The sequence below is a fragment of the Psychrobacter sp. Ps3 genome (genome assembly GCF_022129275.1).
Lineage (GTDB): Bacteria > Pseudomonadota > Gammaproteobacteria > Pseudomonadales > Moraxellaceae > Psychrobacter > Psychrobacter submarinus.
Genome location: NZ_JADQAL010000015.1, coordinates 35,378 through 58,680, shown reverse-complemented (window position 1 = coordinate 58,680; position 23,303 = coordinate 35,378). Strand labels below are relative to the sequence as shown.

The following is a 23,303-nucleotide window of genomic DNA, read 5'->3' as shown; positions in this document are numbered from 1 at the left end:
CGCCCTAGATGGATGAATAAAGACGGCCCGTAAATACAGTTACGAACCGTCTTATACAAAGTGATACATCAAGCCTTTTATGATGACTATAAGCGATGGTTATAAAAATTTTGCTTGATCAGAACTCGCCGCTAGTGTTTGCCACAGCTTTGATGCTGGCTGACTTTATTTTATGCCTGTCCTTATAATTTAACTGATAATAGGCCCGAACGCTATCGATATTCTTTAGCCAAAAAATCCAAAGAGCGCTGCCATGAGCGTTAAGGACTTAGCAATATATTTGATGATAGTAATGTGCTAATAGTTTGGCTCGTTGGTTTAACCAAAAATCAACAAGCTTCACGATATATGTGACATAAATCGCGAAGTTTTTAAGTAAGATGAGTGAGGAGCACCATGGTTGGCAATGCTAGCGGTTGACATTGCGAACGGTTGGCACTGCCAGTCATAGTAGCGAAAGAGCAACAAAGCGAAAGAGCAACAATAAAAAGTTAGATCATCAACCGCCGCGTAACCCATAAAGCATGAAGCGACAGTCGAAGTCACTTTATAGATACAAGGATATAAATACTGGGTTTACGCGCTTTGGATAGTCTCATCAGAGGCCATTTCATTCATCAGCTAGGATATATTATGAAAAAGAACCTTGATCATACTGACCCCGCAAAAGACATGAACCCAACTCGCGGCAATGGCGGCGAGACTCACCAACGTGCAGACGACGACACAAAAGCGCTCACTACGCAGCAAGGTGTCGTTATCTCTGATAATCAAAACTCTTTGAAAGCCGGTAGCCGAGGCCCGAGTCTTTTAGAAGATTTTGTATTACGCGAAAAAATCAACCATTTTGACCATGAGCGTATCCCAGAGCGTATTGTCCATGCGCGTGGTAGTGCAGCGCATGGTTACTTTGAATTAACTGAATCGTTAGAAGAGTATACAACAGCTAAAATACTAACTGAGACCGGTAAGCAGACTCCTGTATTTACCCGCTTCTCAACAGTTGCTGGTAATAAAGGCTCAAAGGATACGCCCCGTGACGTACGCGGATTTGCAGTCAAGATGTACACAGAAGAAGGTAATTGGGATTTAGTCGGTAATAATATGCCTATCTTCTTTATTCAAGATGCTATTAAGTTTCCTGATCTCATTCATGCAGTCAAGCCGGAGCCTGATCGCGGTTTTCCGCAAGCGGCCTCTGCCCACGATACCTTTTGGGACTTTGTCTCGCTAAGCCCAGAGACGATGCATAACCTGATTTGGCTTATGAGTGATCGTGCATTGCCGCGTAGCTTTAGCATGATGGAAGGTTTTGGTATTCATACCTACCGTTTGATCAACAAAGAAGGTAAGAGTACTTTCTTCCGTTATCATTGGAAACCAGTAGCAGGTGTACAGTCGCTTATTTGGGATGAAGCTGTAAAAATATCTGGTGCTGATCCTGATTATAACCGCCGTGACATGTATGAAGCGATTGAAAATGGTATGTATTTTGAGTGGGAGCTTGGTGTACAGCTCTTTACCGAAGAAGAGGCCAATGAGTTTCCATTTGACCACTTAGATGCCACTAAGCTGATTCCAGAAGAGCTAGTGCCAGTTAAAATCATCGGTAAAATGGTACTAAACCGTAACCCAGATAATTTCTTTGCAGAAACTGAGCAGGTAGCCTTCTGTCCATCGCATATACCACCTGGTATCGACTTTAGTAACGATCCCTTATTACAAGGCCGTCTATTTAGTTACTTAGATACTCAGTTGTCGCGCTTGGGCTCACCAAACTTTGCTCAGATTCCTATCAATGCGCCTAAATGTCCGTTTGCAAATAACCAGCAAGACGGTCATATGCAAATGCAAGTGCCTAAGACTCGTGTCCTTTATGAGCCTCAAAGTCTAGATCTAGACCGTCCACGTGAAAGTCTTCAAAAAGGTTTTAACTCGTTTCATGAAAAACTGGACGATGGCGTAAAAGGTCGTATCCGTGCTGAGAGCTTCGCTGATCACTATAGTCAGCCACGTATGTTCTATCGTAGCCAAACCCCTGCTGAACAAGCACACATTGCATCAGCCTACGCGTTTGAGCTTGGTAAAGTAGATGCGCCGCATGTTCGTACTCGCGTGCTCAGTCACCTTATCAATATTGATGAAGGTTTAGCTAATCGTGTTGCCAATGCCTTAGGTATGGAGCTACCAGAAGCGGCAGAACCAGCAGCACCAGTACAAGATATGGACACCTCTAAGCCTCTGCAAACGATTGGTCGTACGCCTAAATCACTAAAAGGCCGTTTGGTTGGTATCTTGGTCGCTGAAGGATCAAACCATGAGCAAGTTAAGAAGTTTGAAGATGCTATTAACGCTCAAGGCGGTATGGTCAAAATCGTTGCTCCTAGCAAAGAAGTCAAGCTTGACGACGATACGCGTATCCAAGCAGATGAGCGTGTCGCTGGCGCACCCTCTGTATTCTTCGATGCGGTAGTGAGTATCATTATGCCGGATCAAGCTAAGAAACTAGCAGAGGATAGCTCAACGCTAGATTGGTTCACTGATGCTTATGTACACTGTAAAGCCATTGCTTATTGCGGTGCAACGGATGAGTTTATCTTAAGTAAACTTCCTGTAGAAAAAGATGAGTTTGTCACACCGCTCGCTGAGCTTGACAGCTTTGTAGAAAATGCAAAATCTCGTCTATGGGAGCGTGAGCCTAAGGTTCGTGACTTGGCTTAATCCTATGAAGTTATAATTATGATGAAGAAAAACTCAGCCTAAGTGCTGAGTTTTTTTATTTATGAGCTTATAAATATCTAAACATGTCGTTTTATACGCTAATAAAAGTTTGCTCACAAGCGTTCACTGAATATCACTGACTAATAAAGCGCTAAGGTTATAATAGTAAGATTGTATTTATTGATAGGAGTAGTCTGATTGGATCAGGCTTAAGGTTTAATAATGGATTTAATAAATATTGTAGCGATTGAAGGATATATTCAGACCACTTATATGGCCGTCTATCCTGATAAGTTGTTATTGCTAGACTCAGGATGTCGATGTGATGTTGATAGCGTTTTGAACTACATTACAGATACCCTGGAGCGTCCTATCGATCAGCTTAAAACGGTTGTGGTCACTCATATGCACCCTGATCATGCTGGCGGGGCTGAGTTGTTAAAACAAAAAACGGCTTGCCAGATAGTCAGTGCAAAAGCTGATAAAGCTTGGTATCAAGGAGTGTTAGGCAGAGTTTCGCATCTGAACGATTTAGCGCTAACTTACTATGTGGCCAATAGGCAAGGAAAATCGATCGCTAACGTTTGGTATGATCCTATCTTAAAAGTTGATGTTGAGGTTGAAGAGGGTGACCCGATACCAAACTTTGAAGACTGGGTGGTTTTGGAGACGCCTGGGCATACAGATCGCGACTTGACATTATGGCACGCGCAGACCAAGCAAGCTTATACTGCAGATCTCATATTGTGTATCAAAGATAAGTTTGTATCGCCTTATCTGATTACCCTGCCTAATGATTATCGAGCTTCTTTGAATAAGATCAAAGCATTGCAGCCAGCAGTGGTATTACTGGCTCATGATAAAAGGGTTAAAATCAATGATAAGGACTTTGATCTTCTTATAGACAGAGCACCAAAGCAGCCCCGTAAGACCTCGCTTAGGAATATTTTGAGTACCACGATACCTAAGCTTAGGTTTGCTCGTAAGAGAGTCAAAACGCCTTAACTAAAGTACGCATTAAAAAGTACTAACTAAGTAGTCAGCAGCTCATAAACAAACAAAAAAAAGCCCCACTACCAAAAAGTAGTGGGGCTTTTGTAATATGGTGGACCGACCGCGACTCGAACGCGGGACCAATTGATTAAAAGTCAACTGCTCTACCAACTGAGCTATCGGTCCTGAGAAGCGTGAAAAAATTGCATTGCAATTTTAGCTTCGTAAGGGAAATCCTTTAAATAGGATTTCCTAAAACTTGACACCTTAACGATATCTGACTAAAAAAAGCACTGCTTTTTTAGCTCTGCAAGAATAATCTCCTGAAAGAGGAAAATTATTTAAAACCAAACTTATTAAGCTAATACCGAATAGGGCAGAATACTTAATAAGCGTACTACTAAAAATGGTGGACCGACCGCGACTCGAACGCGGGACCAATTGATTAAAAGTCAACTGCTCTACCAACTGAGCTATCGGTCCTGAGAGACGTTAAAAAATTGCACTGCAATTTTAGTCTCGCAAGAGAATTTTCCTTAAAGGGAAAATTCTAAAAGTTATACTAACAACTTAAGTTTAAATATTTAGATTCTCAAGAGAATTTACATTTTCGTAAATTCTAAAAGCTACGTATCCAAACTAAGGTTATACTAAGCTTTGCTAGCAACTTAAGTTTAAACATTAAGTAATTCGCAAAGCTTTCTCTCATTCACATCTAGATAATTTGTATCCCTAAACGTGAGAGCACATTATATATATTCCTGTGATAATTACAACCCCATGAGGAACAAAAATTATGATTTGAGCGTAAATTTTATATATTTTTTAAACTAACCAACTTTATTAGAAGTGTTTATATCTTTTGAGCTTAACAATAAGTACAGATCTAATCTCTAGACAGCGCTTCCACTGGGTCAAGCTTGGCCGCATTGCGCGCTGGTAAAAAACCAAAAATGACGCCAATTAAAGTTGAGCAAACAAAGGCGGCAATGATAGAAGTTGGGGAATAAATCACTTTAAAGCTATCACCCGCGACACTATTGATAAGCTCGCCGATAGCAAAGGCAAGTCCGATACCCAATAAGCCGCCTAAAATACAGACTAAGATGGCTTCGATCAAAAACTGCTGCATAATGTCGCTTTGACGAGCGCCGACTGCCATACGCACGCCGATCTCGTTGGTGCGCTCGGTGACTGAAACTAGCATGATATTCATCACCCCAATACCGCCGACGATCAAGGAGATGATAGCAATGGATGAGATAAGTAAGGTCATAGTGCCTGTCGTTGACTCAATCGTTTGACGAATAGAGTCTGAGTTACGAATACGAAAATCGTCGGTACCGTGACGACCTTCCATAAGGGTGGAGATGGCAGACTCAGCAGCGGAGGAGGAGATACTGTCGTCGATTAAAGCGACGAAACGCTCAATGTTGGGACTACCTACTAAGCGTGACATCATCGTCGTATAAGGCATATATAGGGTAGGCGACTCAACTTGTCCGCCAAAACCACTGTTGTTCGGTTCCAATACGCCAATCACTCGCCCGGGTACACTACCGATTAACACGACTTCGCCGATAGGGTTATCAACATCAGCAAAGAAAGTCTGCTTAGCATTGTCATCAATAATAATATCTTGCGTGCGTTTTAAGATGCTTTGCTCATCGAAGCCTTGGCCTTGGGATAACGTCTCACCACTAACGTCAAGATAGTCTTGACCGACGCCGCTTACGCTAGCTGCTTCTTGTACGTTGCGATAGCGCACGTTCATATTCGTATCGAGCTGCGGGCTAACGCTGGTCACATAAGGCTGATCAGCGACCGCCTGCGCATCCTCAGGCGTGAGATTGTCGTCATTGTACTGACGTCTAGAATCGCCCCATGGATAACCGTCTATTACGGTAATAGTGTTGGTTCCCAATGAGCTAATATTGGCCAGTATCTGCTCTTGTGAGCCTTTACCTAACCCTACGACTGAGACTACCGAAGCGATACCAATAATAATACCGAGCATCGTCAAAAGCGTACGCATTTTATGCGCGCGCATGGCGAGCAGGGACATTTTAAAAGCTTCAAACAAACGATCGATAAAGCTACTTATCTTGCCTTTACGATGCCTGTTGAGTATAGGCTCTGGCTGCACTCTATTATCAACTGCCGTTTGCTGATAATGCTTGGTACGATAGTCCTCGATGACATAGCCGTCTTTGAGCTCAATGACGCGCTCAGCCTGCTCGGCAAGACCGGGGTCATGGGTGACCATGATAATGGTATGACCTTGCGACTTTAAGTCATGCAAGATGGCCATGACATCTTCGCCTGACTTGCTATCGAGCGCCCCTGTGGGCTCATCAGCTAAGATAATATCGCCGCCATTCATTAGCGCGCGAGCGATTGATACCCGCTGCTGTTGACCGCCTGAGAGCTGATTCGGACGATTATTGACCTTATCCGCAAGACCTAAATCTGACAGTAGCTGTTCAGCGCGCTCGCTGCGAGCCTGTCCATCCATTCCCGCATAAACAGCAGGCACAGAGACATTATCACGAGCATTAATATCGCCAAGCAAATGATAGCGCTGGAAGATAAAACCAAAGTGCTCGCGGCGTAATTTCGCCAGCTCATCGGCATCAAGCCGGCTGACAGGCTGTCCATAAATCTTATAGTCACCTGCTGTCGCCTGATCTAAGCAACCCAAGATATTCATTAGAGTAGACTTACCAGAGCCAGATTGCCCGATGATAGCGACCATCTCGCCTTGATGAATAGTGAGGTCGATATCATGCAGCACGCGTATCGTCTGCTCGCCTGCACGAAACTCTTTAATCAAGCCTTTGACTTGCATCAGCGGCGCAGTTGCTGCGCTATTGGCGTTGGTTTTTAGGGGATCCATGAATACGACGACCTATATTATCAAATCAGAAAATCACTAAGGGTCTAAAAGTTATAGTGCTCTAAGCTTAAAGGTTGCAAGACGTTCAACAGCACTGGAGCTAACTGAATCTAAGTACATTAACTGGTACGTTAGCTAACATGACCTGTTAAAAAGGAGGTCCTCCTCTACCACCTTGACTACCCCCTGCTTTTTCTTCACTCAATATCACCTCATCGCCTGCGCTTAATCCACTTAAAATCTGGGCGTTAACGCGGTTGTTAATGCCAACGGTAACGCGTTGTTCAGCGACTTCGCCGTTGTCTTTGAGCACGCGAACCACGCCTGCGCTAGTAGAAACATCAGTATCAGTACTTGAGTCGCCAGTAGATCTTTTACTGTTTTTAGCAGGTTGTAGGGCAGCAGAAGGAACAAGCAGCGCGTTTTTAGCTTCATTAATAACGATATAAACCTGTGCGGTCATGTCGATACGAAAGCGGCGCTCAGTGTTTGGCACTTCGATGTAACCGATATAATAGATAGCAGCATCAGTAGAGCTGGTATCACTGATATTCTCGGGCGCAGGTTCAATAGCTTTTAGGGTAGCGTCATACTTTTGGTCAGGATTACCAATGATATTAAAATACACCGGCATGCCTGCTTGCACGTTAATGACATCGGCTTCAGAGATCTGCGCATTAATGCGTACGGTCGAGAGATCGGCTAAGGTGACGATAGTCGGCGCAGTTTGATTGGCGTTAACGGTAGTGCCTTGCTCAGTGGTGATAGAGACCACTGTACCTGATATCGGCGCGCGAATGGTGGTGTAGCTCAGATCCTCCACAGCGGTACTGACGTTGGTTTGCGCTTTACGTAAGGCGGCGCGTTGGCTGTTGATATTGGCTTGAGTGGTGGTAATAGCGGCTTTGGCAGTATCTATAGCGGCGCGAGCATTATCAACCGCGGCTTTGGCGGTTGCCACACTGGTGGCCTGAGTATCATATTCCTGTTGAGATATCGCATCGATATCGACTAAGCCCTTGAGACGCGCAAAGTCAGATTGGGCTTGCTTGTACTCAGATTGACGGCTGGCCAGATCAGCATAAGCGCTCTTTAGGCTGGCTTGACGACTCAAAAGCTCAGCCTCAGCACTTTGAATGGCGGCTTCGCTTTGCTCGAGGCTGGCTTGCTCATTGCTTAGATTGTTTTTTTGGGTGACTTGATCGATTTGGGCAATGAGCTCGCCTTGCTTAACCTCGTCTCCGACTTCCACGAACAGCCGTTTGACTTCTCCTGACACCTGCGCGCCAACGTCAACGGTGTTGAGCGCCTTTACTTTACCGGACGCCATGACGTTGTTTTCGATATCACCTATCTCAGCGGTGGCGGTAATGTAATTAGGGCTCTCTTCTTTGGGTTGAAAAGTCCTGTAAGCCAGCACAATAAGTGCAAGCACAACTAAGGCGATAATGCCCCATTTTATAGCTGATCTTTTGGTGATTTTGCCCATGCTCAAAGTCCACTTACCATCAAAACAATTTTGACTATAGTAAAGACTTCAGGGGCAAATTGAAATGGTTATTAGTTTGCGAAAGGTTAAGGAAAAGCGGGGTGACTGCAACATAAGAGGGTATAAAAAAGGCTTTATTAAAAGGTGTAAGTCATTATTTGAGTAAGCTATTAAGCAGCAAAGAGCTTTTTCCCTGACAGCTCAAGCGCAGCTTGTAATAACAGCTCCCAAGCAGGCTGACGAATGAGGCCTTTGATGGCCTGATCACAGCGATATAGCAAATCCGGCCACTCGGCGGTTTGCGCACGGGAATGACGACGACAAGCTTGGCTGTACAAGCCTTGCTTACTACGCCAGATTCCTAAGCTTTGCGGATCTTGCCCATCCATTAGCGCCATGACCAACCGCATGTCTTTGGCTATTGCCCAAAGTACCAAAGTCGTTGGTTCATCAGTAGCTTGTAGCTGAAATATGATTTTCGCTACCTGCATGCTATTGCCTGTGAGCATAGCATCGGATAAGTCAAAAACGCTGAATTGCGCATCGCTGACTAAAGCAGCTTGCAAGTCAGTAATACCTAGAGCTAGGTTCTTATGACTGGCCGCGTCGCTATTACGATTGTCAGTAGTAGGACTGAGAGTGTCGTTATTATTTTCAGATAACTTTGGAGCGAACAGATAGGATAAGCGCCAAAGGGTTTGATAAGCGCTGAGTAGGTGATGCTCGGTGTGCGACATCAATAATTGCCAAGCCTCTTGCGAAAGGCGTAGACCGAATTGCTCTGCTTGTACTTGCAATAACTGCTGACGCGCGCGCTCATCGTATAAGTTACCATCGATAACTTGACCATACTTGGCAAAAGGCGCAAACCACTTGCTTGCTTGGCTGCGTTTATCTTGCTTTGGCGTTAGCCATAATAAGCTATGACTATGAGCGCCGGCTTGTACATCGATAGCAAACTGCTCAAGCTCGGCAATAGTGGCTTTATCCGGCTTATGATTGCCCGTCACGATGAGCGCGCTGGCATCATCAAAGAGCGATTGGCTACCTAATTCAGACAACACCTCTTGCCAAGACTTCACCGATATGAGCTCAATGCGTTTGATGGCGTAGTTTTGCTCGCGCCAATGTGGCCGCAGCGCATTAATTAACCACTGCTGCAGTAAGGGCTCATCACCATGCGCCAGCCACAAGCCCGATACAGCTACTGAAGGTTGCAGCAGTTTAGGATAGGCTTGGATAAAGGTCTGCTGCATAAAAGATAAGCCATCAGTTGCTGATTGGAAGTGAGGATTAAAGGTATCAGTTCAAAGTGTCAATTCAACGTATTCATTTAAAGCGTTCATTTAAAACGTTAAGAGGTCGGGGTAGTCACCACAGTGGTCGAGGGCGCTGAGTGCTCTAACATAGGCGCGGTTTGGCCAGCCTTACTAGTATTGTTCGCCACTTTGGGTAAGCTGATAGCGACATACTGATCGGTAATACGGCGCGCAAGACTATCGTAGAGCCAATCGCGGATCTGATCGCCTTGTTGATCGTCAGTGCTGACCGATGCCTCATTATACTGATAGCTACGCTCCACTTGGATGGGATTAGTCAAAGTCACTGGCTGCCCATTTTGATAAGTGTCATAGGTGACATCAGCAGAGAGTACCAAACGTATCTCTGTTAAGACGCCTACTAGCTCATAGCGCCGAAAGCGTAAATTGTCTACTTTTATAAGAGCGATTTTTTCGGCATCGGTGTTATTGGCTTTGCTATTTGCGGCGTTTTCAATCATCGTCATACCATCAACGACGTCTACTCCCAAAGTCTCTAAGCGTCTAGTTAGTGGCAGCTTCAATGGGAACGAGCGACGATTATCTTCAATCACCACTGCTGTTTTTTCGACCTCAAAATTTAAGGGCGCATCCAGTCCGCGCAGATGAAATCCGCAGCCCGTAAGGCCAGTCGCTGCCGTCACCACCGTCATCATAGGTAGCACTGCTAACAAAGAAGTGGCTAGCGTTTTACCAAGGCTTTTACCTTTAGCAGGCGTACCTAAGCTGTTCTTACGTGCTGACTGCATGTTTTGCTGTTGATACGCCATAACCTTCATCCTTCATCGCTATAAGTAGCCAAAAACATCACTTGTAGTTAAAAAAACAAACTAGCCAACAACGACAATGTTCACTAACTTATTAGGTACAACGATCTCTTTTTTGATATCGCCAGTAAGAAACTTAGCGACGCTATCGATGCTGCGTGCTTGAGCTTTAAGCTCTTCAGGGTCACTATTAGGCGCGACGTCCATTTTACCGCGTACCTTACCATTCACTTGCACCACCATAGTGATTGTATCTTGTACTAAGGCGCTCTCATCGACAGCAGGGTAGCTCATCGTCAGCGTATCCACGCCTAATTGCTCAAGTAAATACTCGCCAGCATGCGGCGCATAGACCGAGAGCATAATGAGCAAGTCTATCAAAGCTTCATGCTGCACTTGTAAGTCTTGCTCGCCGTTGACTTTAAAACCAGTCAGCTCATTAGCAAGCTCCATAAGACTCGATACTGGCGTATTCAATGCCAAGCGCTCGCCTAAGTCTTTATCGATTTTACCTACTGTCTCATGAGTCTTACGGCGTAGGTTTTTGGCCTCGCGGCTTAGATTATCGGTAGTTAACGGCTGATCATTTAAAGTGACAAGCGCTAAGTTTGACGCGCTTACAGCATTAATATGATCATGAGCTAGACGCCAGACTTTTTTGACAAAGTTATAAGGCCCTTTGAGCGCATCATCTGACCACTCAAGGGTTTGATCGGCAGGCGCGGTAAACAGGGTATATAAACGCACCGTATCCGCGCCGTATTGATCGATAGTGGTTTGCGGGTCGACGCCGTTATTCTTAGACTTTGACATCTTCTCGATTTTGCCAATATTTACAGGCTGTCCATCTGCTTTAAGTGTCGCTTTAATCGGTTGACCCCGCTCGTTGTAGTCGATATCGACATCATCAGCGAAATAATACGTCGTGCTGCCATCACTATTCACACGATTAAAGGTGCCAGCGAGTACCATGCCTTGGGTCATCAAGTTTTTGAAAGGCTCATCACCTGAGACTAAATTCTCATCTCGCATGAGCTTATGAAAGAAACGCGCATAAAGCAGATGCATCACTGCGTGCTCAACTCCACCGATGTATTGATCAACCGGTAGCCATTTATTCGCGGCTGATTTATTGACCATATGCTTGTCGTCGTTGGGACTCGCAAAGCGCGCGTAGTACCAGCTGGATTCGACAAAGGTATCAAAGGTATCGGTCTCGCGCTCTGCCGGATTACCGCATTTAGGGCAACTGGTATTGACAAACTCAGGCATATTTTTGAGCGGATTACCGCGACCATCAGGCACGACCTCAGTCGGTAGTACGACTGGCAAATCTTGCTCTTCTACCGGCACCGTACCGCAGTGCTCGCAGTTGACCATCGGAATCGGGCAGCCCCAATAGCGCTGGCGAGAAACACCCCAATCGCGCAGACGGAACTGAATCTTTTTATTGGCAAGGCCTTTTGGCTCAAGCTTCTCAAGCATCGCTGCAAAAGACTGCTCAAAATCCATACCATCAAACTCGCCTGAGTTGACTAAAGTATTGCGCTCAGTATAGGCGAGGTTAACTTCACCGCCCTCGGCTTCGGCCTCAGCTTTTGCCGCATCAAAATAACCGGCAGGGACGTCGATGACTTGTTTGATTGGCAAGTCGTATTTAGTCGCAAATTCATAATCGCGTTCATCATGTGCCGGTACTGCCATGACCGCGCCTGAGCCATAACTCATCAGCACGTAGTTAGCGACCCAAACCGGTAACTCTTCTCCAGTGAGGGGATGAGTAACGGTTAAGCCAGTATCCATACCGATCTTCTCTGCTTTGGCAAGATCCGCTTCGGCAACTGAGCCTTTTTTACACAATGCATTGAACTGGGCGATGACCTCATCGTTTTCAGCCGCATATTTCGCTAATGGATGCTCAGCTGCAACAGCGACATAAGTGACCCCCATCAAGGTATCAGGACGGGTGGTAAATACATCTAAGGTACTCTCTTGGCCTTCAAGCTCGTAAGGGAAATGCACTTCCATACCGGCACTACGACCGATCCAATTGCGCTGCATGGTCAGTACTTCTGAGGGCCAATGGCCTTCTAGCTGATCCAAATCATCGAGTAATTCATCAGCGTATTCGGTGATGTTAAAGTAATACATCGGAATATCACGCTTCTCAACGAGTGCGCCACTGCGCCAGCCTTTACCATCGATGACTTGTTCGTTGGCAAGGACAGTATTATCCACCGGATCCCAGTTGACAGTCGCAAGCTTCTTATAGACTAAGCCTTTTTTATAGAGCTGCAAAAACAGCCACTGCTCCCATTGGTAATACTCAGGGCTACAAGTAGCAAACTCGCGCGACCAATCGATCGACAGGCCTAACAGCTTAAGCTGCGCGCGCATATTATCAATATTCTCAAACGTCCATTTGGCAGGCGGCGTCTGATTGGCTATTGCTGCGTTTTCTGCTGGCAAGCCAAACCCATCCCAGCCCATTGGTTGCATAACTTCAAAGCCTTTAAGGCGATAGTAACGGCTCAGCACATCTGAGATGGTATAGTTACGTACATGACCCATGTGCAGCTTACCGCTCGGATAAGGGAACATCGATAGCATATAGCGGCTAGGTTTGTCGCTTGGCTCATTGCTGACTTCAAAGCGCTTATCTGTTGCCCATTTGGCTTGCTGCTGCGTTTCGATCAGCTGCGGCTGATAAAGCGTATTATCGGCGGCTGAAGTAGCGTTATTATTAGGGATAGAGTGGTCAGAGGTCACAGCGTGGTTCATAATTGGCTCGAAGTTAGATATTTTTATTGACGTTTTGGAGTGTAAGTTCTAAAAACAAATAATTAGTAAAATGAGATACGCTAGAATAGCGCAAATTGGGGAAAAATGCGATGGTAAAGAAAGGTAGAAGATGAGTAAAGTTATAGACAACTTAGCAATCTCATATCCTGTAACGTTCTATTATGGTGTTAAACGGTATTTCACAGTTATGATAGGTTGCCTAATAATAGGTATGCTCGGTTATTTTGTGATTCCACTAGCTCACCAAGATGAAGCATGGATTGTCGTTGCGGTAGGGTGGTTATTAATATTGACGAGTATTTTTGGACTGATTATTTGTTTTTATGCATGGTTTCAGAAAAAACCAGTAGTTATTATTGAAGAGAAAGGTTTCTCTTTTTTTAACATTCTAAAGCGTCATCAGCAAAAAAAAATTTTGTGGCAAGATGTTGTAAGTATAGATTTAATACCTTGGACTCATGGCTATATCACGCACTGGATGTTATCGGTTGGCATCACAAGTAATAATTTAGATGGTATTAAAGTTATAAGGCATCCTTTAAAACCCATGTATTTAGAGCACGTCATGCTAAATGAAAAGGAAGTGTTTTATTTGCTTGAACAGGCATTTGCAGGAGACACGGTACTTAGTTATCAAAATATAAAGATGAGACTAAGTGATCGTCTGGTCATGAGCTTTGGTTTTTGGCTTATGATAGTCTTTACAATAACTGGGCTCGTTGCTGCACTTTTTATAGCGATTTATGCATAATTTGTGAGGCATGCAACAGATCTTAGAGGTAACAGATTTTAGCGATAAGGAATAACGATGAGTATCACTATCTACGGCATAAAATCATGCAGCACCATGAAAAAGGCCTTTACCAAACTGGACGACTTAAACATCGATTACACGTTTCACGACTATAAAAAACAAGGCATCGATAAAGACAGTGTGCAACGTTGGGTCGATCAATTAGGGTTAGATAAGGTGTTAAACAAACGCGGAACCACATGGCGTAAGCTAAGCGATGAGCAAAAAGAGGCCGCAGACGCTGATGTTAATAAAGCTATCGATTTATTGCTGGAAAATACCAGTATGATTAAGCGTCCTATCGTTGAAGGTGAGGTTGCTGGCAAGTCAGTATTGCTTTGCGGTTTTGATGAAGACGAGTTTGATAACGTCTTTACTTAAAGCGCTCACAGCTCACTGTAGACCCTATACTGTAGATACTATAGTTGAATAACTTTAAAACCGATGCAGTGCAGCTGGGATTAATTTTGCGCAGCCTCTGTCAGCGTAGACACAGCACGCAAGGAAAATTAATACCAGTTGCACGTTAATATTAAGCGTATCGACTTTATTTCGAAATGACTATATAAAGGTAGACGCTATAAATAATATCTCAGCACAATAAGCTTTAATAAAATCTGACCTTAATAAAAGCTTAGTAAAATCTAAGCTCAGGTTTTATTACCCCTACGATAAACCAAATCACGCTAAACAGCCAAATAATGAGAACATAAAGTCTAATTTGCTCTGCACTCCAGTCGAACGCAAACCATTCAATCAGAAAAAAAGACTTCCAGCCCTCAATCCATTTGGCACCGCCATAACCTATGATCCACCAACAATAGAGACTTTCTAAAATAAAAAGCACACACCACATGATTAGTGACATAGTAGCGTCATCCTTTATTAGCGCTAGCTCATGGCCGAGTCGACTTCGCGGCTAATTAGTGTACCGACGCCTTCATTAGTAAAAATCTCGAGAAGCGTCGCATGCGGTACACGGCCATCAACGATAACCGCGCTTTTGACGCCGCTGCGCACCGCATCTAAAGCGCAGCCGATCTTTGGAATCATGCCGCCTGAGATGGTGCCATCCTCTATCATGGCATCCACTTTTTTGGGCGTCAGGCCAGTGACTACTTTACCATCACGGCCCAATACACCTTTGATATTGGTAAGTAGCATTAGCTTCTCGGCCTGCAAGAATTCAGCTACTTTACCCGCGACCAGGTCAGCATTGATGTTATAAGTATCGCCATTGTCATCGACACCAAGCGGCGCGATAACGGGAATAAAGTTGGAAGAGATAAGCATATTAATGACGTTTTTATTGACGCTGACGACATCACCAACATAACCCAAATCGATAGGCGTCTCAACACCATCATCATCGACCTTTTGCATGAGCATTTTTTTGGCATGAATCAGGTTGGCGTCTTTACCGGTCAGGCCAATCGCGCGGCCCCCGTGTTTATTAATGAGGCTGACGATCGACTTATTAACGCCGCCGCCAAGCACCATCTCGACGATATCCATGGTGCTTTTGTCCGTGACACGCATACCATCGATACGCTCTGATTTGCGTCCGAGCTCTTTGAGTAAGGTATCGACTTGCGGGCCGCCGCCGTGTACGACCACGGGATGTAGCCCAACTGTCTTTAGCAGCACAATGTCACGAGCAAAAGAGCTCTCAAGCTCAGGATCGGTCATGGCATTACCGCCGTATTTGACGACGATGATCTTATCGACAAAACGTTGAATGTAAGGCAGTGCGGTGGTCAAAACCTCTGCGGTGGTTTTGGCGTCATTAAAATTAAGGGACATGAGGGACTCCTAAAAGGTAGCTCAAGATATCAGTTTAAAAAAAACAGTTTAAAACAGGTCGAATCTAAACATCAGCGCAATATAAAAAAAGGCGGCAATCTCCAGAGACTGGCATAAAATCATTGAACAGTAATTATTAAACAATAGCTATTAAACAATAACTATTAAGCAGCAATTATCAGATAGCAATGATACTAAATACTGCGCAGCTTGTAGTATAAATTAAATTGCTTAGCTGCACGGTATCATTCCGGCTCGATAGCTGCAATTTGCTCGGCTAAGAGGGTATCAAATAGCTCGCATAAAGCGACGAATCGCGCTTGTACTGCTTGCAGATCCTTCATGCTATCGCCAGCGAAACGTACGGTAAGGCTATGACTGGTATTAGACTCACGCAGCACACCAAAACCATTCGCAAAGTCTAAGCGTACGCCGTCTATCAGGGATATCTGCGTATCTAATGGCATCAGCTGCTGCGCTTGCTCTATGCTGATATTGCAAATATTATGAACAGCAAGATGGGTTTCAGTACGAGTATTAGCGCTATTATTAAAACAACTGCAAAGTGTTAAGTTTTTAAATAAATCTACAGGACTTAGCTTAGTGTTATCCGTATTAGCACCGTGCCCACTCGCTAAATCTTGTAAGTAGCAGCAACAAACTGTTAGATGCTCTAATAAGGAAGCCTGACAAACTTGCTTGGCAGGTAAGGGTAGATAGTGATCAGCGGTGCTGACTAAAGTAGGTAGGCTCCTTGTGATATCTGTCAAAGCATAAGGCGGTAATACTGAACGCAGCTCGCCCCACAAGTCAGTGGTCAGCATGATTTTTTCTGTTTGCGCGTCAGTAGGGACAGCGGTAAACGCTAGCCAGTATAATAAGCGCAGTCCGGCGTACATCGCGTCATCATAAACGATAAAATAGCCATCGTTAAAGATAAAGTGACCCGATAACTCACCGGCAAAGATAGCTTGCTTGTGATCAGTTTGTAAGTGTTGACGTAATAGGCTACTGCCCGTTTGAGTTATAACGGGCTTAGCACCAAGAGCGGCGAGTAATTTTGCTAAATGATGAGAGCATTTGACATCGAATAATACGGGCGGCGCCGTAGCAGTGTGGTCGCTAGTTTCATCGTTAGCAGTTATATGTAATTTTGAATGTCGCTCAGTAATGGCCACTTGCGCTAATAAGTACAATAAATGATCAGGGGTGACGACTTTGCCGCTATTATCGACAATCATGAGTCTATCGCCATCACCATCGAAAGCTAAGCCCATATCGGCTCGATTAACGATGACCGTTTGCTGTAACTCTGCAAGACGGTTAGGCTCTGTCGGATCAGGATTACCCGTAGGAAAACTGCCATCAGGACAGTCATTGAGCATAATGACGCGCTGACAAAAGCGCTCAAATAAAGGCTTGGCGACATTACTGGTCGCGCCGCTGAGACAGTCAATAACCAGAGTCAAGTCTAGCTTGTTGTCTAGGTTCAAAGCCGGTTGAGAGACGGTATGCCGTAAGAAGCTATCTTTGTTACGATTATGGTCCGAGACGCGTTTATCAGCCGGATGAATAGCGTGTATCACTTGCGCTATCGCTTCGATATAAATGCTTGCGATGGTATCGGCGGGCAAGCAGGGACTGGTTGATACTTTATTTTTATGAGTGTTATCAGCCATAGCACTGAGCTTATTATTAGCACTGAGCTGACTGTTAGCGACTTGCTGATAGAGGGCTTGAATCTGGGCGTGACTAGGCGAGGCGTTATGGACCAGCCACTTAATCCCCAAAGTGTCTTTTGCAGAATGACTGGCGGTGACCATGATGCCATGACCATCATATTGCTGCGCCCAAAACGCCGCCATAGGGGTAGTGACTAAGCCTAGATGAATAACCTTTAGGCCGCTGGCTTGTAGAATATCAGCTATCGTTTGCGCTATACAGTCGCTACCGTGGCGCACGTCATAGCCAACGACCACGGTAGGGCTAGACTGCGTCTGACCTTGAATATAATCTTTGGGATTATGACGCTGAGTAGTATAGAGCTGCATAAAAGCTTGCGCTAACGCCTGCACAAAAGCTTGCGTAAAATAGCGCCGCGCGCCGCGAATATCATAAGCACGAAATAAGGCTTTTTGGGCAGCAAAAGGCGATTTGTTCTGCATCTTTTTGTTCCCGTGGCCTTATTATGTCGCTTGTTATACGTGTATTAATATTACGTCTTAAAAAAACTGACTATCACTGACGACCCGAATGACCAAAGCCGCCGGCACCGCGCGCGCTTTGATTACTAAATTCGGTGACGATATCGAACTCTGGGCGCGCGACTGGAACTACAATATACTGCGCCATCCGCTCCGCTGGATTAAGCACAAAATCATCAGCGCTACGGTTCCACACGCTGACCATCAGCTCGCCTTGGTAATCTGCATCTATCAATCCTACTAAATTACCAAGCACAATACCATGCTTATGACCAAGACCTGAGCGCGGTAAAATCATCCCAGCAAAATTAGAATCAGCAATATAGACTGCCAAGCCGGTACCTACTAGATGCGTCTCGCCCGCCTTGATCGTTAAAGGCTCGTCAATACAAGCGCGCAGATCAATACCTGCTGAGCCGTCAGTGGCGCGCGTAGGTAGCGAAAAGGCTGGGTCGTCGATTACTTTTGAGTTTAATACTTTCACTTGTACAGTTTGCATCATTTGTCCTAATACTTTTATGAATTAAAATGGCTGTTTTAAGATTATGTTTGAGTCCTTTATCAAGGTTAGCAGTTCGCTGATGCCCTTGCTGATGCCATTGATGACTACATCTGAGCGAACACGAAGCGAAAAGGGCGCTAAAGTATCAAGAGACTTGCGAGCCCCAAAAACGACATAAAGCCGACGATATCAGTGACCGTCGTCAAAATAACCGAAGCGGAAAGGGCAGGGTCGATATTCATGCGTTTGAGTAGCAGCGGAATACTGATGCCCGAGACATTAGCCGCAGTCATGTTAATAGCGATAGCGCAGCCAATTACCGCGCTAATCTTACCATCTTGAAACCACAACTGCGCAATACCTGCCATAATAATGGCCCAGATAATACCGTTTATCGCGCCGACCCACAGCTCTTTATTAAGCAACCAAACCCGATTAGAACCCCCGATTTGACCCATCGCCATACCGCGAATCACCACCGTCAAAGTCTGCGAGCCGGCGATACCGCCCATGCTAGCAACCACTGGCATCAAAATAGCTAGAGCGACTACTTGTGCGAGTACTTCCTCAAACTGACCGATGACCGCAGCAGCTAGCAGCGCGGTACCCAAATTAATACCGAGCCAAATACTACGGCTTTTTGCACTATCTAGGATAGGCGCAAACAGCTCATCGTCTTGGCTGACACCTGCTAGGTTACGCATAGTGCTATCGACATCATCTTGAATAATCTCCATGATGTCTTCGCCATTTAATTGTCCGACCAGCTCACCAAAGTCGTTAATCACAGGCGCAAAGCGGATATCTTCTGAGCGAAAAATAGCGGCGGCATCAGTGATATCTAATCTATCATTGATAGTAATGGCGTTATCGATAAAGTCAGCGACTAAAGCCTGCTGATCGTGTTTAATTAAGTCAACTAAGCTAAGTAGGCCCAAGAGCTGCTGGCTTTGATCGACGACCAATAGCTCTTGGCTTTGATCATCAAGCAGATCTATATTGTCTCGTAGCCAGCCTTGTACGTCAGCCAAGCTAATATCGTCATGTACCTGAATGATATCAGGATCCATATAGCTGCCCACTTCCCAGTCGGCATAAGTATCCAGCTTATTGACCTGAACGCGAACGTCTTCATCTAAGGTCGCCATGACTGATGAGCGTACGGTATCAGTCACAGTCTCCAAAATCTCGGAGATATCTTGCGCATCGAGATCTTGAGTGAATAAGGAGATTTCTTTGGAGGAGACGTTTTCAAGTAAAGGCTGGCGCGTCTCATCTTCAAGCTCAGCGAGCACTTCGCCTTTGAGCTCCTCTGGCACATGCGTCCAAATCAGGTGCCGATCTTGGATAGGGAAAGACTCTAGCAAGTTAGCAATCTCGTACTCTGATTGCTTAGCGAGGAATTCAACAATCTCTTTGGAAGCTTCTTTTGCGACTAACTCTTGCAGGTACAGCAGCTTATATTCTGCACTATATTCTAACGGATTATAGTCTGCCGGTAGGGTGGTGGCGCGTTCAGAATTAGGCGTAGGTGCAGACATAACAGTTCCAAAAGTGATGACAGGTTAAAGACAGTAGTAAGGCTAATGCACTGCTAACGATTACCCAGTAGTGCTCGAATATTGGCTAGATACTCATCAGCGACAGCGGCGGGATCTTTGGTGGCTTTTTTCTTTTTCGCCTTAGCGGGCCAATCGATATGATCTTCTGGCAGCTCATCCAAAAACCGCGACTCGGAGGTGACGCGCATCTGCCCACCGGCACGGCGCTGAGCGGCTAGGGTCAAAGTCAGCTCGCGGCGCGCCCGAGTGATACCGACGTACATCAAGCGCCGCTCTTCCTCAATGGTTTCGCTGAGGATTGAGTTGCGGTGCGGCAGCATCTCTTCCTCAAGACCCATGATATAGACGTAGTTAAACTCAAGGCCCTTTGCCGCGTGCAGCGTCATCAGGTTGACTTTATTGGTATTCTCTTCTTCTTGCTGCTGCTCGAGCATATCAAGCAGTACTAATTTACGAATGATAGTATCGATAGTGCGATCTTCATCGTCTTCAGCGCGATTGATCAAGGACTGAATACTGGTATAAAGCATCTCGATATTATCGATGCGGTTTTTTTCTTGCTGCGGGGTTTTTGCGTCACTACGTACAAAATCAATATAGCCGGTCTCATCAATCATTTGCCGAACGATAGGAACCGGGTCAGGATGTTGATCAAGCTCACGAGTATAGTGTTCGATAAAGTCGCCAAACTCTTTTAGCGTACCATAAGCTTTACTCGGTAATACATGACTTAAACCGCCATGAGTACACGAAGCAAGTAGCGAGATACTGTGCTCTTGCGAGAACAGGCCTAGTTTTTCGAGGGTCGCAGGCCCCATACCGCGTTTTGGCGTGTTAATGATGCGCAAAAAAGCACTGTCGTCTTCGGGATTTAGAATCAAGCGCAGATAGCCCATGATATCTTTAATCTCGCTACGCGAAAAAAACGACTGACCGCCTGATAATTTATAAGGGATTTGTAGCTGACGCAGATTCGCCTCTAGCATTCGCGCCTGAAAGTTACTGCGATACAGCACCGCGTAGTCTTCCCACTCATTACCAAAACGCAGTTTATGCGTGGCGATCTCTTTGGCGACGCGCTCGGCTTCATCATCGTCATTGCGGCAGTTAATAATACGAATTTTTTCGCCTTCACCTTTATCTGACCACAGTTTTTTCTCGAATAGATGCTCGTTATGGGTAATGACCGCGTTGGCCGACGTTAGGATACGACTGGTAGAGCGGTAATTTTGCTCAAGCATGACAATCTTGAGTTTTGGAAAGTCTTCTTTGAGCAGCGCCATATTTTCAGGTTTGGCACCGCGCCAAGCGTAGATAGACTGGTCATCATCGCCCACCACGGTGAAGCGTCCCTGCGGCCCAACGAGATATTTAATCATTTCATACTGTGCGGTATTGGTATCTTGATACTCGTCGACTAATAAATAGCGAATACGGTTTTGCCACTTGTCACGCAGCTCGCGATTTTCACGCAGTATCTTGGTTGGCAGCACGATCAAATCATCAAAATCCACGGCGTTATAAGCGCGCAAGTTACGCTCATATAAGGCGTAAAGCGTGGCAAAAATCATATCTTCAGGATCATCAAGCGTTTCCATCGCTTGCTCGGGCTCGACCAGATCGTTTTTCCAATCGGAGATCATCTTAATGGCTTTACCCACCAACTCACGGCTCTCAGCGCCTGATAAATTATCGCGCATCATCAGCTCCATAAGCAGGCGCTTACTATCATCGCTATCCATGATAGAGAAGTTACCCTTGAGCGGAGTATGAATGAGCTCATAACGCAAAAACTGCAAGCCAAATTGGTGAAAGGTTGAGACCGTTAGCCCGCGGGTCTTCTCACTAGGCAGTAATTTGCTGACCCGTGCTTTCATCTCGCGCGCCGCTTTATTGGTAAAGGTTACCGCCGTGATACGCTCGGCTGGCGTATTACACTCTTCGATAAGATAAGCAATCTTACGGGTAATCACTGAAGTTTTACCCGAGCCTGCGCCAGCCAATACCAGTAGCGGCCCTGATACATAGAGCATGGCTTCTTGTTGTCGAGGATTGAGTTGACTCATAGATTACCTTTTGGACAGAGGTTACGAACGCGAGATAGCAAGGATCACAAATTTTAGTAATAAAATTCGGTAGATAACGGGTTGATAGCTGACAGAAGCTATCAAAATTAGGTGAGCTATTATAAAGCAAAAGCGCTGACTTTTGGGAGCAGATAGCTAACGGAGTGTGCATAAAAAAGCGCCAACTGAACGAAACCAATTGGCGCTATTTTGTTTTATTGGACTTAATATCTTGACTCCATATTAAGCATTATTCAACTGCCGAGCTGCCTCTAATGCAAAGTAAGTCAAGATACCATCGGCACCGGCGCGGCGAAAACCAATAAGCGATTCTAGGATCACCGCATCAGTCAGCCAGCCGTTTTGAATAGCTGCCATGTGCATCGCGTATTCACCAGAGACCTGATAAGCAAAAGTCGGTACGCCAAAGGTGTCTTTGACTTCACGGATCAGATCGAGATAGGGCTGACCAGGCTTAATCATCACCATATCTGCGCCCTCATTGATGTCCATCGCCACTTCGTGCAAAGCTTCAGCGCGGTTACCAAAGTCCATCTGATATTGTTTTTTATGACCGCCTTTTAGGTTGCCGGCGCTACCGACTGCATCACGGAACGGCCCATAATAAGCAGAAGCGTATTTGGCAGAATAAGCCATGATAGCGGTATTGACAAGACCTTCGCTTTCAAAGGCATCACGCATGGCTTTGATACGGCCATCCATCATATCACTTGGAGAGATGATATCAGCGCCAGCTCTAGCATGGACGAGTGCTTGCTTGACCAGCACCTCAACGGTGTCATCATTGACCACATAACCACTGTCATCAAGCAAGCCGTCTTGACCGTGTGACGTATAAGGGTCGAGCGCCACATCGGTCATCACCACCATCTCAGGCACTGCGTCTTTTAGTGCTGCTACGGCACGCGCGCTTAGTCCATTCTCATCATAGGCCGCTTTGCCATCAGGAGTTTTTAGCGAGTTGTCAATAACAGGGAAAATATCGATAGTCGTCACGCCCTCGCTTAAGAGCTCTTTGGCATAATTAATCAATAGGTCTATCGATAAGCGCTCAACGCCCGGCATACTGGCGATGGCCTCGCGCTGATTACTACCTTCTAATACAAATACTGGGGCTATGAAATGTTTGGGGTGAAGCTCGACTTCACGAATCATAGCACGGATATTATCGTTATAGCGTAAACGGCGCAGGCGAGTCTCGGGGAATTGACGATTAAACGTATAAGACATTGTTTTTTCCTTATTATTAGTTTTAGTAAGTTTGAGGGGGTAATCATTAAATAAGTAAAGCATCAGATGCAGCTAAAATTTTTAGCTTTTATATATAGCTACTATCTATATATAACTACTAAAGGTAGCACATAA

At 45.3% G+C, this 23,303-nt stretch carries 16 protein-coding genes and 2 tRNA genes; 4 read left to right on the top strand and 14 right to left on the bottom strand.

From position 1 onward, the window contains the following. The first annotated feature begins 633 nt into the window (after window positions 1–633). Window positions 634–2,721 carry a catalase gene (locus tag I3248_RS06645; RefSeq protein ID WP_238063043.1) on the top strand — a complete coding sequence of 696 codons (2,088 nt, stop codon included), beginning with the start codon at window positions 634–636 and terminating at the stop codon, window positions 2,719–2,721. Between the two features lie 222 nt (window positions 2,722–2,943). Then, the gene (locus I3248_RS06640; protein ID WP_238063042.1) at window positions 2,944–3,726 is read left to right on the top strand and encodes an MBL fold metallo-hydrolase; all 783 of its coding nucleotides are present in this window, start codon (window positions 2,944–2,946) and stop codon (window positions 3,724–3,726) included. Window positions 3,727–3,824: 98 nt separating this feature from the next. On the opposite strand, the gene I3248_RS06635 is transcribed toward I3248_RS06640, so the two are convergent. From I3248_RS06635 to leuS, 7 genes are all read right to left on the bottom strand, one after another. Beyond that, window positions 3,825–3,900 (bottom strand) — tRNA-Lys (locus I3248_RS06635). Window positions 3,901–4,121: 221 nt separating this feature from the next. Then, window positions 4,122–4,197, bottom strand: a tRNA-Lys gene (locus I3248_RS06630). A gap of 403 nt (window positions 4,198–4,600) precedes the next feature. Beyond that, window positions 4,601–6,610 (bottom strand): MacB family efflux pump subunit, encoded by a 2,010-nt coding sequence (locus I3248_RS06625; protein ID WP_238063041.1) that lies wholly within the window; start codon window positions 6,608–6,610, stop codon window positions 4,601–4,603. 148 nt (window positions 6,611–6,758) lie between these two features. Then, window positions 6,759–8,099 (bottom strand): efflux RND transporter periplasmic adaptor subunit, encoded by a 1,341-nt coding sequence (locus I3248_RS06620; protein ID WP_238063040.1) that lies wholly within the window; start codon window positions 8,097–8,099, stop codon window positions 6,759–6,761. Window positions 8,100–8,269: 170 nt separating this feature from the next. After that, on the bottom strand, window positions 8,270–9,355 hold the full coding sequence (locus I3248_RS06615) for a DNA polymerase III subunit delta (RefSeq protein WP_238063039.1): 1,086 nt from the start codon (window positions 9,353–9,355) through the stop codon (window positions 8,270–8,272). A gap of 98 nt (window positions 9,356–9,453) precedes the next feature. After that, entirely contained in the window at window positions 9,454–10,188 is a 735-nt protein-coding gene (locus I3248_RS06610) for a hypothetical protein (RefSeq protein WP_238063038.1), read from the bottom strand. 60 nt (window positions 10,189–10,248) lie between these two features. Beyond that, complete coding sequence (gene leuS, locus I3248_RS06605; protein ID WP_238063037.1) at window positions 10,249–12,966, bottom strand: leucine--tRNA ligase; 2,718 nt, start codon at window positions 12,964–12,966, stop codon at window positions 10,249–10,251. 130 nt (window positions 12,967–13,096) lie between these two features. On the opposite strand from leuS, the gene I3248_RS06600 reads away from it, so the two are divergent. Then, window positions 13,097–13,738 (top strand): STM3941 family protein, encoded by a 642-nt coding sequence (locus I3248_RS06600; RefSeq protein WP_238063036.1) that lies wholly within the window; start codon window positions 13,097–13,099, stop codon window positions 13,736–13,738. Between the two features lie 57 nt (window positions 13,739–13,795). Further along, window positions 13,796–14,161: an arsenate reductase gene (locus I3248_RS06595; protein WP_238063035.1), complete on the top strand. Its 366-nt coding sequence runs from the start codon at window positions 13,796–13,798 to the stop codon at window positions 14,159–14,161. Window positions 14,162–14,414: 253 nt separating this feature from the next. Here the strand turns inward: I3248_RS06595 and I3248_RS06590 are convergent, their stop codons facing one another. The 7 genes from I3248_RS06590 to hemB form a co-directional block, all read right to left on the bottom strand. Continuing rightward, window positions 14,415–14,648 carry a hypothetical protein gene (locus I3248_RS06590; RefSeq protein WP_238063034.1) on the bottom strand — a complete coding sequence of 78 codons (234 nt, stop codon included), beginning with the start codon at window positions 14,646–14,648 and terminating at the stop codon, window positions 14,415–14,417. Window positions 14,649–14,671: 23 nt separating this feature from the next. Further along, a complete protein-coding gene (gene argB / locus I3248_RS06585) occupies window positions 14,672–15,583 on the bottom strand; it encodes an acetylglutamate kinase (protein WP_025647224.1) in 912 nt (303 codons plus the stop codon). 245 nt (window positions 15,584–15,828) lie between these two features. Then, the gene (locus I3248_RS06580) at window positions 15,829–17,748 is read right to left on the bottom strand and encodes a phosphomannomutase (RefSeq protein WP_238063033.1); all 1,920 of its coding nucleotides are present in this window, start codon (window positions 17,746–17,748) and stop codon (window positions 15,829–15,831) included. Window positions 17,749–17,821: 73 nt separating this feature from the next. Beyond that, on the bottom strand, window positions 17,822–18,286 hold the full coding sequence (gene dut / locus I3248_RS06575; protein ID WP_238063032.1) for a dUTP diphosphatase: 465 nt from the start codon (window positions 18,284–18,286) through the stop codon (window positions 17,822–17,824). Window positions 18,287–18,426: 140 nt separating this feature from the next. Next, a complete protein-coding gene (locus I3248_RS06570) occupies window positions 18,427–19,830 on the bottom strand; it encodes a magnesium transporter (RefSeq protein ID WP_201603330.1) in 1,404 nt (467 codons plus the stop codon). Window positions 19,831–19,883: 53 nt separating this feature from the next. Continuing rightward, window positions 19,884–21,917, bottom strand: a complete 2,034-nt coding sequence (locus I3248_RS06565; RefSeq protein ID WP_201557622.1) for a UvrD-helicase domain-containing protein — start codon at window positions 21,915–21,917, stop codon at window positions 19,884–19,886. Between the two features lie 243 nt (window positions 21,918–22,160). Then, the gene (gene hemB, locus I3248_RS06560; protein ID WP_025647219.1) at window positions 22,161–23,168 is read right to left on the bottom strand and encodes a porphobilinogen synthase; all 1,008 of its coding nucleotides are present in this window, start codon (window positions 23,166–23,168) and stop codon (window positions 22,161–22,163) included. Window positions 23,169–23,303 lie beyond the last annotated feature (135 nt).